The sequence below is a fragment of the Paenibacillus algorifonticola genome (genome assembly GCF_050481745.1).
GTDB classification, from domain to species: Bacteria; Bacillota; Bacilli; order Paenibacillales; family Paenibacillaceae; genus Pristimantibacillus; species Pristimantibacillus algorifonticola_A.
On record NZ_JBCNGR010000036.1, the window covers coordinates 213,366 to 230,262 of the forward strand.

The 16,897-nt window shown below is 49.6% G+C and carries 9 protein-coding genes; all 9 read left to right on the top strand.

Translation table 11 applies throughout. The annotated features are described in order from the left end of the window. Positions 1–3 precede the first annotated feature (3 nt). The 9 genes from ABEW34_RS26160 to ABEW34_RS26200 all read left to right on the top strand — a co-directional run bounded on the left by ABEW34_RS26160 (position 4) and on the right by ABEW34_RS26200 (position 16,895). A complete protein-coding gene (locus tag ABEW34_RS26160; protein WP_430162896.1) occupies positions 4–2,901 on the top strand; it encodes a glycoside hydrolase family 3 C-terminal domain-containing protein in 2,898 nt (965 codons plus the stop codon). A gap of 379 nt (positions 2,902–3,280) precedes the next feature. Further along, complete coding sequence (locus ABEW34_RS26165; RefSeq protein ID WP_430162899.1) at positions 3,281–5,089, top strand: sensor histidine kinase; 1,809 nt, start codon at positions 3,281–3,283, stop codon at positions 5,087–5,089. Beyond that, positions 5,082–6,644: a response regulator transcription factor gene (locus ABEW34_RS26170; protein WP_430162903.1), complete on the top strand. Its 1,563-nt coding sequence runs from the start codon at positions 5,082–5,084 to the stop codon at positions 6,642–6,644. The genes ABEW34_RS26165 and ABEW34_RS26170 overlap by 8 nt, the downstream gene beginning before the upstream one ends. Before the next feature lie 25 nt (positions 6,645–6,669). After that, complete coding sequence (locus ABEW34_RS26175) at positions 6,670–7,317, top strand: cyclase family protein (protein WP_430162906.1); 648 nt, start codon at positions 6,670–6,672, stop codon at positions 7,315–7,317. Positions 7,318–7,627: 310 nt separating this feature from the next. Continuing rightward, the gene (locus ABEW34_RS26180) at positions 7,628–8,590 is read left to right on the top strand and encodes an ABC transporter permease (RefSeq protein ID WP_430162909.1); all 963 of its coding nucleotides are present in this window, start codon (positions 7,628–7,630) and stop codon (positions 8,588–8,590) included. Between the two features lie 12 nt (positions 8,591–8,602). Next, positions 8,603–9,493, top strand: coding sequence for a carbohydrate ABC transporter permease (locus ABEW34_RS26185; protein WP_430162911.1), 891 nt, complete (start codon positions 8,603–8,605; stop codon positions 9,491–9,493). Positions 9,494–9,595: 102 nt separating this feature from the next. Next, positions 9,596–11,290, top strand: coding sequence for an ABC transporter substrate-binding protein (locus tag ABEW34_RS26190; RefSeq protein ID WP_430162914.1), 1,695 nt, complete (start codon positions 9,596–9,598; stop codon positions 11,288–11,290). 115 nt (positions 11,291–11,405) lie between these two features. Beyond that, a complete protein-coding gene (locus ABEW34_RS26195; RefSeq protein ID WP_430162916.1) occupies positions 11,406–13,436 on the top strand; it encodes a beta-galactosidase in 2,031 nt (676 codons plus the stop codon). 693 nt (positions 13,437–14,129) lie between these two features. Continuing rightward, a complete protein-coding gene (locus tag ABEW34_RS26200) occupies positions 14,130–16,895 on the top strand; it encodes a nucleic acid/nucleotide deaminase domain-containing protein (RefSeq protein WP_430162918.1) in 2,766 nt (921 codons plus the stop codon). Positions 16,896–16,897: the final 2 nt, after the last annotated feature.

Below are 16,897 nucleotides of genomic sequence, written 5' to 3' on the forward strand. Positions count from 1 at the left end.
ACCATGACAGAACAGCAGTATCCATTTTTAGACGGCAAGCTGGACATAGAGGAGCGTGTGCGCGATCTCGTATCGCGGCTGACGCTGGAGGAAAAAGTAGAGCTAATGGTGCAATACCAGCCTGCCGTTGAGCGGCTCGGGGTAAAACCATACAAGCATGGAACGGAAGCGGCGCATGGTCTGGCTTGGCTCGGCGAAGCGACCTCGTTCCCACAGCCCCTCGGTCTTGGCTGCACCTGGAACCCGGAGCTGCTGAAGGCTATTGGTTCTGTCATCGGTGATGAAGCCCGCGTCTATTATCAGCGCGACCCAGAAGTAAATGGCCTCACGCTGTGGGCGCCTACCGTCGATATGGAACGCGATCCGCGTTGGGGACGGACAGAAGAAGCTTATGGCGAAGACCCTAAGCTGACAGGCGAGCTGACTGCGGCACTCGTACAAGGCATTCAAGGCGACGACCCGGTATTTTTCAAAGCGGTTGCGACGCTGAAGCATTTTATTGCCAACAACAATGAAGTGGATCGCGGCAGCTGCTCGGCGAGCATTGATCCACGCAATATGAAGGAGTATTACCAGCGTGCTTTTCAGCCTGCGTTCGTCAAGGGCGGCGCGCAATCCATGATGACGTCGTACAACTCGGTAAACGGCATCCCGACGATTTTGCATGAGGATGTGAACAAGGTCGTTAAGGGCGAATGGGGGATGAATGGGTTTATCGTCAGCGATGCTGGCGATTTAATCGGCCTGGTGAAGGATCATCATTATTATGATACGTACAAGGAAGCGGTCGCCCATTCGATTAAAGCGGGAATCGACAGCATTACCGACGATAAGGAAATCAGCTGCGGGGCAATCCATGAAGCATTGTCCGAAGGCTTGCTTGCGGAAGCGGATCTCAACCAAGCGCTAACCAATACGTTCCGCGTGCGTTTCCGTCTTGGCGAATTTGATGCGGATAATCCGTATTCGAATGTGCCGGATTCCGTCTTATGCGCTCCAGCCCACGGCGACCTTTCGCTGCAGGCGGCCCGCGAGTCGATCGTATTGCTCAAAAATGAACAGGCCACGCTTCCCCTAAACAGCAGCAAGCTGGGCAGCGTTGCGGTTATTGGGCCGCTAGGCGATGTCGTGTATCGTGATTGGTACTCCGGCACTTTCCCTTATACGGTTACGCCATTCGCCGCGATCCAGCAGAAGATGGCTGGCAAAAAGGTTACGTTTACGAGCGGCAGCAATCAGGTGGTGCTTAGATCTGCAGCAGATGGATCGCCGATATCGCTCGGTGACAACGGTGTGCTGCAGGTCGCTGCTGAAAGTGCAGCGGAGACGTTTGAGGTTTGCGATTGGGGCTGGAACAGCTTGACGCTGCAAAGCCAATCGACTGGCAAATTCGCGACGAGCGCGGATGATGTCCACATTGCGGCTGCAGCGGATGAGGCCTATGGCTGGTATGTGAAGGAAGTGCTGCGCCTGGATGCGAAAGCGGATGGCACGACGGACATTGTTACATGGGATGATAAGCCAGTTGTGCTGAAGGAGCAGGATGGCAAGCAGCTGCTGACTATAAACGAGGAAGTAACCGAGGAAGATCGTACGACAGAAGCAGCTGGAGACAATGCGGACAGTTCAGCTAACAGCGGAAGCGGCAACTATGGTGACAAAGAGCACAAAGGTGCCTTTAGGCTGGACATTACCGTTGATGGAATTGCTGCAGCAGTAGCAGCAGCCCGCGAAGCAGAAACGGCGATTGTATTCGTCGGCAACAATCCGCTTATTAACGGCAAGGAAGAAACGGACCGTCCGGGCTATACGCTTGCAGCAGCGCAAGAGCAGCTGCTGAGGGAAGTACATGCGGTTAATCCGAACGTCATCGCCGTCGTCATCGGCAGCTATCCGTTTGAGCTTAATTGGGCACAGGAGCATCTTCCAGCGGTTGTGTATTTGGCCCATGCTGGGCAAGAGCTCGGCAATGCGGTCGCTGATGTGCTGTTCGGCGATTTTGCGCCGGCTGGCAAGCTGAATATGACCTGGTACAGCCAAATCGAGCAGCAGCTTACCGATATTTTGGATTATGATATTATTAAAGGAAAACGGACCTATTTGTATTTTGAGGATACGCCGTTATATCCATTCGGCCATGGGCTGACATATGCACCTTTCTCCTTTGAGAGCCTGCGAATTTCCCCGGCTGAAGCGGGCGAAGGCTGGATAGCCAGCCTTCGAGTAACGAATACGGGCAGTGTGGAGGCCGGCGAAGTCGTGCAGCTGTATGCCCACGCGAATACTTCGCGAGTTAAACGTCCGGTGAAGCAGCTCGTCGGCTTTGAGCGCGTTTACTTGCAGCCGCAGGAAAGTATTACGGTTCAGATCGCGATTAGCGCAGCTGAGCTTGCCATGTGGGATGTGACGCGGGACCGGTTCTGTCTGGAGTCAGGCGTTTACAGCCTGATGGCCGGCAGCTCGTCAAGCGACATCCGCTTGACAGCCGAGCTTTCCATCGAAGGCGAGAGCATTCCGCCAAGAGCGCTGACGCAGCTGACGCGTGCGGAAAACTATGATGATTATTCCGGCGTGCTGCTTGATGAAAGCAAGGAAAGCGGTGCTTGCGTGCGGCTGGCTGACGCATTTACCACTGGCTGGATAAGCTTTGCAGATGTGCAATGGAGCGATGCTCCAGCAGCCTTCGAGGCGCGGGTTAGCGGAGGCCCGGCTGGCGGCACGCTGACGGTTCGCTTTGGCTCGGCTGAAGCTGAGCAAGCAGCCGTTCTGACGGTGCCCGCTGGCGGCGAGCAGCAGTGGCAGACCGTTTGCGCATCGCTTGCAGCGGGCATTTCCCCGCAGGCGGACGTTTATATTGCGCTGAGCGGCAGCGTGCGGTTGAGCAGCTTTATTTTTTCCTAAAAGCATATCAAGGATCGTCAGGCCGCAGGCTCTTTATGAACTTGCGGTCTTTTTTAAATATAGGAAAGTATATGATTTCGCTATACTTTCTCTATATTTCCCGGAATGAAACGCGCCGCGCCGCCAGAGGACGGCGGAAGCCGTTTCACCTTGCCAGTAGCGGCATAAGCATATGCAGGTCAAGCAATCAGTTTGCTGCCGAAGGGCAGGCTGATTTTGCTCGTTACCCGGGTGGGAGGAGCAGGGTGTACATCCGGGTTGCTGCATTTTATAATAGAAGCGGGGCTTTCGAGAACGCTTTCTTACATTTTTTCCACGAATTTACGCTAGAAATATAAGAAGTAATAGTAGAAGTAATAGTAGAAGGGGCATTTACCGAGTGGAGAAACAATCTGCCTTCGTCAGGAAGATGAACGATGTTCGCATTAAGCATAAGCTGATGATTTCATTTTTGCTCGTTGTCTGCATTCCGGTGCTGCTAGTCGGTATTATATTAACGGCTGCCTTTCGCCAAAATGTGCTGAGTCAGGCGACGCAGCAGACGCTGAACAACGTTGAGAAAATCAAGAAGCAGACGGATGACATCATTCGCATGCCTATTACGATTTCGGATAAGATGCTGTTTGATACCTCTCTGCGCAGCACGGTTAACACCAATTATGAGTCGACGTATGATGCGGTTAGCGCTTTGTGGGAGTTCCGGGCGTTTAAAGATTATATGCAGCTGTATTCGGAAATCAACAATATTCGCTTCTATACGACAAACCAAACCATTCTCGATAACTGGGAATTCATCAAAACAAGCAAAGCCACTGAAGAGGCATCCTGGTACCAAACTGCGTTGGGGGAAGACGGCATCCACTGGATGTACATGAAGGATGAGACGAAGAAAAATAACAATTATCTCAGCCTTGTACGAAAAATACCGTTTCCTACCTTTCGCTCAAGCGGCGTGCTGGTCATTGGTATTAATCAAGGGAAGCTGAATGCGCTGCTTAGCCAGGAGCCTTTCGATACGATGATCTTTGATGATTCCGGCTATATTGTGGCGGCCAGCAATCCAAAGCAGGTGGGGCTGAATTTAACCAATCTCGATTTTTCCAATCAATTATCCGGGAAAGGGCCGGGTACCTTTGAAATTTTGTATGAAGGCAAGCGTTCGCGGCTTGTCATGGAGGAGCTCATCCCGCAGTCGAGCCGCAATGGTTTGCGCATCGTATCCGTCTTTTCGATCGACAGCATCGTCAGTGAAGCGAATCGCATTAGTATTTTGGGGCTGACGATTATGGGCATTAGTTTGGCAATTGCGTTTTTGCTCATTTATTTTTTCTCGGGACTGCTCGCAACGCGCATGCTGCTGCTGAATAAAAACCTCAACAAAGTAGCAATGGGCGATTTGACGACGGTGGCTACGGTGGACGGCAATGATGAGATCGGGCTGCTTTCGCGGCAGTTCAACAATATGGTGGTCAGCATTCGCGGGCTGATGGACGAGGTGTCCGAGTCGCAGCGGCAGCAGGACCAGCTGGAGCTGAGGCAGAAGGATATTAAGCTTAAAATGATGGCGAGCCAAATCAATCCCCATTTTTTGTTTAATGCGCTGGAGTCGATTCGCATGAAAGCGCATGTAAACGGCGAGACGGAAATTTCCTCGATTGTTCATATGCTGGGCAAGCTCATTCGCCGCAATTTGGAAGTTGGCGCTGGTAAAATACGTCTGAAGGATGAGCTGGAAATAGTCCGCTGTTATTTGGAAATTCAGAAATTTCGCTACGGCAATGACCGCCTCACCTTTAATTTGGAGCTGGACCCGCATGCACAGTCATTGGACATTCCGCCACTGATTATTCAGCCGTTGATTGAAAATGCGGTCATTCATGGTTTGGAAAACATTGATGAAGGCGGCTGCGTGACCGTGATGACGCTGCTTCGGGATCGGGTGCTGCATGTGAAAGTGTCGGATAACGGCATTGGCATTGAAGAGGCTAGAATGGATGAAATTATGCTGGCGCTGGGGGATATGGACGATGAGCAGGAATATCGTATTGGACTGCGCAATGTTCATCAGCGACTGGTGCTGCTCTATGGACAGGCTTCCGGATTGCAGATTATGAGCGGCGGGGAAGACGGCGGAACGACCATTACGTTTCAAATTCCGCAAGCTCAAGGAGGGCAAGAAGATGCATAAGCTGCTTATCGTTGATGATGAGCCGATGATTCGCGCAGGGCTGCGTACAATTATTGATTGGGAAAGTCTTGGGTTTGTTTGGGTAGGGGAAGCGGCCAGCGGCCCAGAAGCCCTTATTAAGCACGGCCAGCTGGCGCCCGATTTAATTTTAATGGATATACGCATGCCGAGAATGGATGGCTTGCAGGTGATAGAGGAAATTCGCAAAATTGACACCTCCTGCCATTTTCTTGTTTTGAGTGGACATGCTGATTTCAGCTACGCGCAGCGGGCGATCCAGTTCGGCATTGATGCTTATATATTAAAACCGGTTGACGACGACGAGCTCTATGAGAACGTTGTGCGCATCGCGGGGATTTTGGACAAGCGATCCGAGCATGCGGCAAGTCTTGGTCACCGGGAGACGCTACGCCGGGAGGAACTGCTGCAGCTCGCTGTATCGGGAGATGCCGCCAGCTATCCGGAAATATGGAAGGAGCTGGAGCAGCTTACTGGCGATTCGGCCAAAAGCTACCAACTGCTGCTTATCGAGTGGTCACGAACGGAGGAGCATACGTCGGCGGCAAGCATTGCGGCGAGGCGCAGATTGACAAGTGTCGTACAGAGCAACCGGGCAGGCTGGACATTTAGCTCAGGTGCATATACGGCTGTGCTGCTGAAAGATTACGTCGTGCAGGAGGGCACGGGCGAACTGCTGCGGCAGTGGGTTCAGCAGGCGGCGCAGGAGCAGCGTTATATCGCTGTCGTTGGCGAGGCGGTGCCTGCGCTTGTACAGCTGCCAAGCAGCTATGAAGCCATACTTGCGGCGATTAAGAGCAGCTTCCGGCTGTCAAGCGGCGAGCTTCATCTCGTCAGAGGCGAAGAGCAGGCTCTGCATGCAGAGCCTGATGAGGAGCAGCTCCAGTTACGGCTCCAGGAGCTGGCCCAGAAGCTGTATTATATGCTCGACATCGGCAGCCAGGATGGCGTGCGGCTGATGCTGCAGGAAGCAGGGGAGCTGGCGAGCACAAGCCTCCTTTCCGAGCAGCGCATTAAAACCAGCTTTGCGCAAATGCTGACGATTGTGCTGAACAAGCTGACGGCGGTTCATGTACAGCTGGCGATTCAGGACGAGCTGCGCATTGTAACGGGCTTATACAAACAGACCAACTATGACGAGATGATGGCGCTGCTGGAGGATCGTCTGTCGCAGCTCGCATTCCGTCTCGGAAATTCCAGCAATGTATCGGTCATTAAGCAAATTACCGGTTTTATTGAGCGCCATTATGCGGAAAATTTAAAGCTGGAAACGCTGGCCGAGCTGTTTAATTATAATAGCGGCTATTTGGGCAAAATGTTTAAAAATTTCACCGGCGAGCATTTCAACACCTATCTCGATCAAGTGCGGCTGCGCCATGCGGTAGAGCTGCTTCAGCAAGGGCTTAAGGTCCATCAAGTATCCGAGCTGGTCGGCTATGCGAACGTCGATTATTTTCACGCTAAATTTAAAAAATATAAAGGCATGTCGCCATCGTCGTTTAAAGGCATGGTAAAATCAGATGCCGAGCGGCAGTAGTCTTGAAGCGAAAGGGGAACGTGGATTGAAAGTCATCGATTTGACGCATACCATTTTTGAACAGACGCCCGTTTATCCCGGCACGCCGCAGCCGACGCTGGAATCGCTGAGCACGTATGAAAATGACGGCTTTAGAGAAACGCTGCTGACGCTTGCTTCTCACACCGGCACACATATGGATGCGCCTGCACATATATTTGCGGGTGGAACGACGCTGGAGCATATTCCAGCGCAGCAGTTCGTCGGGACGGCGCTCGTCATTTCATGCAGTGGTTTGCAGGCTGGCGAGCAAATTACGATGGACGATATTGAACGGGTGCGCGCTCTTGCGGATTCGGTTGATTTTCTGCTTTTTTACACAGGCTGGTCGAAGCATTGGGGAACGGATTCATATTTTGGCGATTATCCCTATATGACGGAGGAAGTAGCCGACTATTTAATCAACAGCGGTAAAAAAGGGGTTGGCCTTGACGTTATTGGAGTTGACCCGATTACGGATGCGAATTTGACCATCCACAAAAAAATATTTTCACAATCACAGATGGTTATCGTTGAAAATTTAATTCATTTGGATCAAATTGGCGGCGGCGTATTTACCTTTTGCGCTTTACCGCTCAAATTTCGGAATGCCGATGGAGCGCCGGTGCGTGCGATTGCCATCGTGGAATCATAACGAAGTGGATATATAAACTTCCAATTACATAATTCATTTTCCAAAAATGCCCTCGGCTTGTTTTCAAGCGGAGGGCATTTTTTTGCGAAATCCGTCATTTTTAGCTAATGCTTTGGCCGGAATACCTCATTTTTTGCAGAAAAATCATATCAAAATCACATAAAAAGCAGCCTGTACGTATTTTTATATGATTTTAGGTGGAATTTGTCGGGTGCCGAGCCGAAAACGCTATCGGTTATGATGAGAACATAATAAAAAGAGAAATTCACGGATATGTTGAGTGAAAGTGAAGTTTTTAGGAGGAGCAGAGATGAAATCGTTACCAACCGCAGAACACCCGCTTCATGTGAACAAAAGCAAAGCCAATCGTTTCTGGGACCGGATGAAGCAGCAAAAATACTTGTATTTTATGTCCGTTCCGTTCGTCATCTGGGTTTTCGTATTCAGCTACGTACCGCTTTGGGGCTGGGTGATGGCATTTCAGAACTATAAACCGGCCAAAGGATTTTTTGAGCAAAAATGGGTCGGCTTCGACAACTTCATTATGTTGTTTGGAGATGAACGCTTTTACCTCGTCCTGCGCAATACGCTGGGCATGAGTATTATGGGACTGATCGTCTCCTTTACCGTACCTGTTATTTTCGCCCTAATGCTCAATGAGATCAGAGGCCAATTTTTCAAACGCTCCATCCAGACGATTTCGTATTTGCCCCACTTTGTTTCATGGGTTGTCGTCGCTGGCCTTGTAACCAAAATGTTGTCCACGGATGGCGGAGGTGTCAACGACCTGCTCATGTGGCTGAATATTATAGACGAGCCGATTCAATTTATGGCAAAAGGCAGCTGGTTCTGGGGCGTTGTAACGATGTCCGATATGTGGAAGGAAACCGGCTGGAACTCAATCATATTCCTGGCGGCTATGGCGGGCATTGATCCCGAGCAATATGAAGCAGCAACCGTTGACGGAGCAGGAAGATTCCGTAAAATGTGGAATATTACACTACCCGGTATTCGTACCACCTTTATGGTATTGTTTATTTTGTCCATCGGTCATTTGATCAGCATTGGCTTTGAAAAGCAATTCCTTCTCGGCAACCCGCTCGTTGTCGATTATTCCGAGGTACTCGATTTATATGCGCTGAAGTATGGCATTCAAATGAGCCGCTTCTCTTACGGTACGGCGATCGGCATATTCAACTCCGTCGTCAGCATTATACTCGTGTTTAGCGCTAACGCCATCTACAAACGCATTACGAAAGAATCGGTTATTTAGGAGGAGAAAAGCATGCAGGGAACGATTAGACCGAAGTCAGAAATCATTACAGACGTTATCATATATATTGTGATGGGGCTTGCTGGATTAATTACGATTTATCCGTTTTTGAACGTACTCGCTATTTCATTCAATGAATCCATGGATACGGTGAAAGGCGGCATTACGGTGCTGCCTAGAAAATTCACCTTGGAAAACTATATTACGATTTTTCAGTATAAGACCTTGCTGACCGGTTTCCAAAACTCGGTGCTGCGTACCCTTATCGGTACGATTATCGGGGTGCTGTCGGCTTCGATGATGGCGTTTGTGCTTAGCCGCCGCGAATTTCAGGCACGCAAGCTGATTTCACCGCTTTTCGCGATGACGATGTATTTCTCCGGCGGGATGATCCCCATTTATTTGCTGATTAAAAATCTTAATTTGATGAGCAACTTCTGGGTATATATTATTCCGCTTATTTTGAGCGTTTGGAACATTTTCGTTGTCCGCTCCTACATTGATGGACTGCCTTACGCTCTACAAGAGTCTGCTAAAATCGATGGAGCCAACGATTTTACGATTTTCTGGCGGGTCATCCTGCCGCTTTGCCAGCCTGTGTTGGCGACCATTGCGCTGTTCATTGCGGTACAACACTGGAATGCTTGGTTAGATACGTATTTGTACAATCCTCAGGCCCCGCAGTTTACAACGCTGCAATATGAACTGATGAAGGTGCTGCAATCGACGCAGTCCGGCTCTAATTACCGTGATGCGAGCGTACAGCAAAACTTGGCTGCGGTATCGCCCGAATCCATTCGGATGGCCATTACGATGGTCGTTACGGTACCGATTTTAGTCGTCTATCCTTTCCTGCAAAAATATTTTGTCAAAGGGATGACGCTTGGCTCCGTCAAGAGCTAGCCGACGGGCCTTAAGGCTTCCATATGGTAATAGCAGGTTTCCTGTTATATACAAGTTTATCGCTTCATATTTAATACCGATTAAAAGGGAGGCAACACGAAGATGAAGAAAAAGAAAACCGCTCTAATGGGCTTGCTGCTTGCAACGGCTTTAACTTTCACAGCATGCGGCTCTGGCAGCAATAACGAAGCAGGTACTGGCAATTCGGGCAATTCAGGGGAAGGGGATTCCACTGAGCCTATTACGGTAAGACTGGTATCAGGCGACCTCAACCCGGATTGGGACAACATGCAAAGCGACATCGGTAAATTCCTCCAAGAAAAAACAGGCATTACGATGCAGCAGGAGTTCCCGGTTGGCGGATCAGATACGGACATGTTCGCTCTGATGGCAGCAAGCGGAGAGTATCCGGATATGGTTATGGCGAAGGGCAGCGTAAAAAGCTTGGTTGACGCTGGTGCGCTTCTTGACCTGACGGATCTTATTGAAGAACATGCCCCTAATATTAAAAAAGTGTATGGCGATTATTTAACCCGCCTTCGTTACAGCAAAGATGATCCAGCTATTTATGAGCTTCCTTCTTCCGGTGTAGGCCAAACTTATTTTGATGCCGAAGGCGGCTTCGAAATTCAGCATCAGGCGCTTGAGGCGCTGGGCTACCCTGAAATCAAAACCGTTAAAGATTACGAAAATGCCATTAAATCGTACATTGAGAAAAATCCGACGACTGAGGATGGACAAAAAAGAATCGGCTTGTCGCTTAACGGCGGCGAATGGCAAATTCTGATTTCCGTAACAAACCCTGCATTTTATGCAACAGGCTTGCCGGATAATGGCGAGTTCGCTATCGACGAGAAAACATTTGAAACGAAGCTTCACTATCAACGTGAGGAAGAAAGAGAATATTTCCGCTGGCTGAACCATATGAACGATATCGGCCTTCTGGACAAAGAAAGCTTCGTTCAAAAATATGATCAGTACAAAGCTAAAATTGCAACAGGCCGTGTAGTCGGCATTATTGATCAGAAGTGGGACTACATGCAAGCGGAAAATTCCCTGAAAGCGGAAGGCAAGTTTGATGCGACGTATGCGCGCTTCCCGGTAACGCTGGATGAAAGCTTCCAAGATCATTCGTATCAAGGTACAGGCTACATGGCAGGCCACGGTCTTGCGATTACAAAATCGGCCAAAGATCCTGTCCGTCTAATCAAGTTCCTGGATTACCTGGCTTCTGAAGAAGGTCAAATTCTCGTTAACTGGGGAATTGAAGGCAAGCATTATGATGTTGTGGACGGCAAACGCGTATTCAAACAAGAAATTCAGAATCTCAAAACAAACGATGGCAACAAATTCAAGAAAACGACAGGTATTGAAAATTACTTCATATCGGCTCGTTACGGCGATGGCGTTAAAGATTCCACAGGCAACTATTTTACGACGAAATTCCCGGAGCAGTTCAAAGCTGAATATTCGGAAGCGGACAAAAAAACGCTTGCCGCTTACAAAGTGGAGATGTATAAAGAATTCTGGCCTGCGGACGATGCATTCCCTGAGCGTCCTTACGGCGCAGCATGGAACTTGAATTTTGAAACAGGCTCGGAAGCCGACGTCATTTTCCAAAAAACACAAGATATTATGAAGAAACGTGTTCCTGAAGCGATTTTGGCGAAGCCGGAAAACTTCGATAAAGTATGGGATGACTTCATGGCGGATCTGGACAAAGCAGGCGCTAGCAAGCTGAATGAACAGTTTACGCAAATGGTTAAAGACCGCGTGGAGTTCTGGTCGCAAAAGTAAGGGGATGTTATGGAGGGAGGGGAGAACTCTTAAATGAGTTCTCTCCTTCATTTCTGTCAATAGGCATGTTATGGTAATCAAAGACTAGTCGAAATGGAAAAGGAGCTGTTTTACAGTGATTAATGAAAAATTGCCGAAAATTTGGTACGGTGGCGACTATAATCCGGAGCAGTGGGATGAGTCTGTTATGGAAGAGGATATTCGGATGTTCAAGCTGGCGGGCATTGATGTAGCGACCGTCAACGTATTTTCGTGGGCACGCATTCAGCCAGATGAGGACACCTATGATCTCGGATGGCTGGATCGCATCATTGACCGACTGTACAAGGACGGCATTTATGTCTGTCTGGCGACAAGCACAGGTGCACACCCGGCATGGCTGGCGAAAAAGCACCCCGACGTGCTGCGTGTCGATTACGACGGACGCAAACGCAAATTTGGCGGACGCCATAACTCCTGTCCGAACAGCCCGGCATACCGCAAGCTGTCTGAGCGCTTGGCTGGCACGATTGCACAGCGCTATAAAGATCACCCTGCTGTACTCGTTTGGCATGTATCGAATGAATACGGCGGCTATTGCTACTGTGACAACTGCGAGGCGTCATTCCGCGTTTGGCTGGAGCAGCGATATGGCACGCTTGAAAAGCTCAACAAGGCGTGGAATACCGCATTTTGGGGCCATACCTTTTACGATTGGGATGAGATCGTTGCACCTAATGCCCTCAGCGAGGAGTGGGGCCATAACCGGACCAATTTCCAAGGCATTTCCATCGACTACCGCCGTTTTCAGTCGGCCAGCATGCTTGCTTGCTATAAGCTGGAATATGAAGCAATAAAGCAGCATTCGCCTAAGCTGCAGGTGACAACGAATTTAATGGGTACATACTCCGAGCTGGATTATTTCGAATGGGCAAAATATATGGATGTCGTCTCCTGGGACAACTACCCTGCTATGGATACACCGTTCAGCTTGACGGCAATGACGCATGATCTGATGCGCGGCCTCAAAAGCGGCCAGCCGTTTATGCTGATGGAGCAAACGCCGAGCCAACAAAACTGGCAGCCGTACAACTCGCTTAAACGACCTGGCGTTATGAAGCTATGGAGCTATCAGGCGGTGGCGCGAGGCGCGGATACGGTGCTGTTTTTCCAGCTTCGCCGCTCTGTCGGTGCTTGTGAAAAATACCATGGCGCCGTTATTGAGCATGTCGGCCATGAACATACCCGCGTATTCCGCGAATGCGCCGAGCTGGGCGCGGAGCTGCAGCAGCTTTCTGGCCGCATCCTCGATTCGCGCGTTCATTCCAAGGCAGCGATCATCTACGATTGGGAAAATCGCTGGGCGGTTGAGCTGTCGAGCGGTCCGACCGTCGCGCTTAAATATCTCGATGAGGTTCATAAATATTATGACGCCTTGTTCCAAATGAACGTTCAGACGGATATGATCAGCGTGGAGGAGCAGCTCGATCGTTACGATCTCGTCATCGCTCCTGTGCTGTATATGGTGAAGCCAGGCTTTGCGGAGAAGGTTGAAGCCTTCGTTGCGCGCGGAGGCACTTTCGTCACGACGTTTTTCAGCGGCATCGTCAATGAAAATGATATCGTGACGCTGGGCGGATATCCGGGCAAGCTGCGCAAGGTGCTGGGCATTTGGGCGGAGGAAATCGATGCTCTGCTGCCAGGCAAGCATAATGACATTATCCTTAATAAACCGCTTGGCGCGCTTGATAGCGGGACATACTCCGGTAGTATTTTATGCGATCTGATTCATACGGAGGGCGCTGAAGTGGTTGCCGAATATGGCTCTGACTTCTATAAAGGCATGCCCGCGGTAACGGTTAATTCGTTTGGCGAAGGCAAAGCCTGGTATGTGGCGACCAGCCCGGACAAAACTTTCCTGCAGGGCCTCATGGCCCATTTATGCTGTTCTGCTGGCATTAAACCGCTGCTTGCGACTCCAGACGGCGTTGAAGTGTCGCAGCGGGCCATTAACGGCAGCACCTTTACATTCCTATTGAATCACAATGCGGAAGCGGTACAGCTTTCGGGGCTACCTAGCTCGTTCACGAAAGAGCTGCTGAGCGGAGAAGCTGTAGACGGATCGCTTGCCATTGCAGCGAAAGGCGTAGCGATTTTGGAAAGCTAGGCTGGAAAGCAAATGAAGCTTGCAGCAGCAGAAGCTAACAGATTAGCAGCAACAGAACCGCTGCGGACAAGCTCCGCATTTGCCCCTGCCCGCATATGCTGAACGTATAGAAGCATAGTTAAAGGGAGGGCCGCCTGTGAGGAAAGCAAATGCATTAAGCAGCCGCAAGCAATTGGAGCTGATTTTACTCGTGCTGGCGCTGTATGTGCTGCTCGTTCTGCTGTTGATTTTGCTATTATTTTAAGCTGGATGACTGTGCTAGCTGGCGGGATAGAAATAAGAAGGAGCATTTCATTAGTTATTACTTTGTGCTAATCAAAAAGCTAGACTACGGTAAACTGCCGCTATGACCGATCGGGTCAAAGCGGCAGTTTTTTTGTGTTTGGGAACGTATGGTAGCTTTAGTAAAAAGGTAATTTAGGCTAAATTGAACAAAGATTTTACCCACATAGACTTTGGAATGCTCACAGATGTAGGATTTATATAAAAAAAGAAATATTAACATAAGAAGGAAAATGTTGTATTTTGTCGAATATCCTGTTTTGTGGTCAAGAATCGTTGCATGCTTCTACAGGATGCTGGCAGTTCATTCGTAATTTGTGTTTGGAATTAAAGTGCATATGACCTTAATTTAACCACAACATGGAAGAGTAAGCATAAAGCGAAGAAATAAATCGGGATGGAGGGACACGGATGATCGGATATGATCGATTGCGGGTGGAAGGCCCCTGCAAGCTGAAGCATATCACGGATGTGGCGATGAGCTGGAAGCCGGGTGAGCATGGGACGCTGCGAATTAGCGGGATCGTCGAGGAAGAGCTGCGGACGAATGCCACGCTGGAAGCGGTATGGCAGGATAAAATCGCCTTGTACGACGAAGAAGAAGGTAAGCGAAAACCCCTGTTTAAGGGAGTCGTCACTTCTGTGCAGACGGTGCACCGCAACGGGGTGTACACAGTCGAGATCGAAGCAGTATCGGGAAGTATCTATAGCGATCTGAAGAAGCGCAGGCGATCTTTTCAGGATACGAGCCAGACGTATGAGAAGATCATAACTACTGTACTGCGAGCGTATCCAAGTGGGGATGTGTTGCTTCAACAAGGAGAAAAAGAAAAACCATCTGAACCTGTCATTCAATATGAGGAAACGGATTGGGAGCTTACAAAGCGTCTAGCTAGCCAGTTCCAGTCGGTGGTGGTCTGTGATATATTGGAAGAAACGCCGAAGCTGTTTATTGGGATGCCGAAGGGGAAAGAGCATAAGCTGCCTGATGGCGCATCGTATACGGTGAGCAAGGATTTAGCAGCGTTTCAGAAGGCAGGCGGACAGGAAGCAGGCCTGCATGATACGGATTTTTTCGGCTACGAAATAGAGTCCAGGACGTTCTATCGTTTGGGTGATCGCTTCAAGATTCGGGGCTATATTGAGCTGATCGTATCGTCAATGACGGCGCGTTTGGAAAAAGGTCAGTTGATCTATCACTACCGGCTGTCGCGGGAAGCAGGTATACGAGAGCTACCCATGATGAATAGCAGGCTGTCTGGTCTGACACTGCAAGGAGAAATCCTGGCAGTGAAAGGGGAACAGGTGCAGGTGCATCTGGCCATCGATGACAAGCAGGACAAGGGAACGGTGCACTGGTACCGCTATGCCCCGGAGACGGGAAGCGCGATGTACAGTATGCCGCAGGTAGGGACGAAAGCGAATCTGTATCTAGCCGATGCAGGTGGTCAAGAAGCGATCGTTACAGGCGGCGTGCGAACAAACGGAGCGAGTGCGGAGAAGACGGCTGATCCGAACAACCGCTATTTTGGCACGGAGCATGGCAGTGAAATGAAGCTGTCTCCGACGGGAGTCGAGTTCACAGGCGGAAGCAAGGAGCCGCTGTTTTTGAAGCTGGATGATGCGGTAGGTATTATCTTGAGCAGTCCACGAAAACTGACGTTGACGGCGAAGGAAGAGATTTCACTGTTAACGCCGAAGCGTGTGGTTATTGTCGCGCAAGCGTTACTGGTAGCGAAGAAGACGAGTGTACCAAGCGGAATCACGCTGGAAGGTGAGTACAACCTGATGGGGGCGCAGATCCGAACGGAAGGGAAGGATCGGACGAGCTATGCGCCGTATGACGATGCGCCCGTAGAAGGCGAGCCACCGCCACCGCCGGAAAAGCCACCATTCAGTTGGGGAAAACTAGCGAGGAATGTGCTGGCAGGATTGGCTGTCGTCGCAGTAGTCGCGGTAGCAGCAGCCTTCACGGTAGCGACACTAGGAGCGGGAGCGGTCGTTGTTGGTGCCGTGCTGGCAGGAGCAGCCATTGCGGGAACTGCTGCGGTTGTGAGCCAAGCGGTGTCGGATATAGCGCGCGGCGAGGTCAGCGATATGGGGACGTATGTGTCAACAGCCTTTCGAGAATCAGTTATCGGGGCGATATCTGGGGCGGTGTTTGGCCCGTTTGGTCCGATGGCGAATCTAGGTGGACGTATGGCATTTGGTGCGGTGCAGAATGGGTTTGAGAGTGTCATTCGCCAGACGATGGAAGGCGACGGATTTAGCTTCAGTGAGATGGCTCTTGATATGGGAATTGGTGCTGTAACCGGCGGTGTGATGGATTCACGGTTGACGAAAGCAATAGGCAACAAGATTGCAGATTCGAAAATCGTGAAGTCTTTGAGCAATGCATTTGGCGATTCGCTGAATAAAATGACGGGCTGGATTGGGAATGCGGCAGATGCAGTTAAAGCGAAGCTGATACGTGATGCATTGGATATCAAGGATGCAGCAACTACAGGCTGGAAAAAGCTTCAGAACGCTTTGACGAATAAGAAAATGGGTGATAATCTTGTTCCGGTAGGTCCTGGAGGAAATGTTAAACTTCATGATAGTCCTGATCCTAAGCCTTCCAGTCCGTCTCAACATCATAAGGATTACTTTAAGGAATCCGAAGCGAGTAAGAAGGAATTGGCGGATCGTTTGAAGAATGAGGCTGAGGGGACGGGTAAACCTGATGCTAAAATCCCAAAACAAGTAGGGTACGGTGAAACAGACTTAAGTTCCATGGCGAAAAAATATCGAATTGAAAATAATGCTTTCGATTTGAGAAATCTTGTTGTGGCGGAAATTGAAATAGATGGTGTTACTACTCTGAAAGTTTTTGAAAGCACAAGGCGATCAGTAGTAAGACCGAGTGGAAAAATAGAAGATAAAAATGTGCATTCCGAAATGGTTTTGATTGAGAATAAAATTGCTGCAGAAAAAAATGGGCAAACATATATTGTCAAACGTGTTTATACTGAGAGAGAACCTTGTGTTCTTGGTGGTCATAATTGTAAAGAGCTACTTGCTAATGAACTTCCTGATGCAGAAGTAACCTATAGCGTTGAGTATGGGGGAGATAAGGCTTCAAGGGATCGAGGAAATGCTGAACTATTTAATGAGCTTGAAAAGTTAAAGGAGAAGTGAAA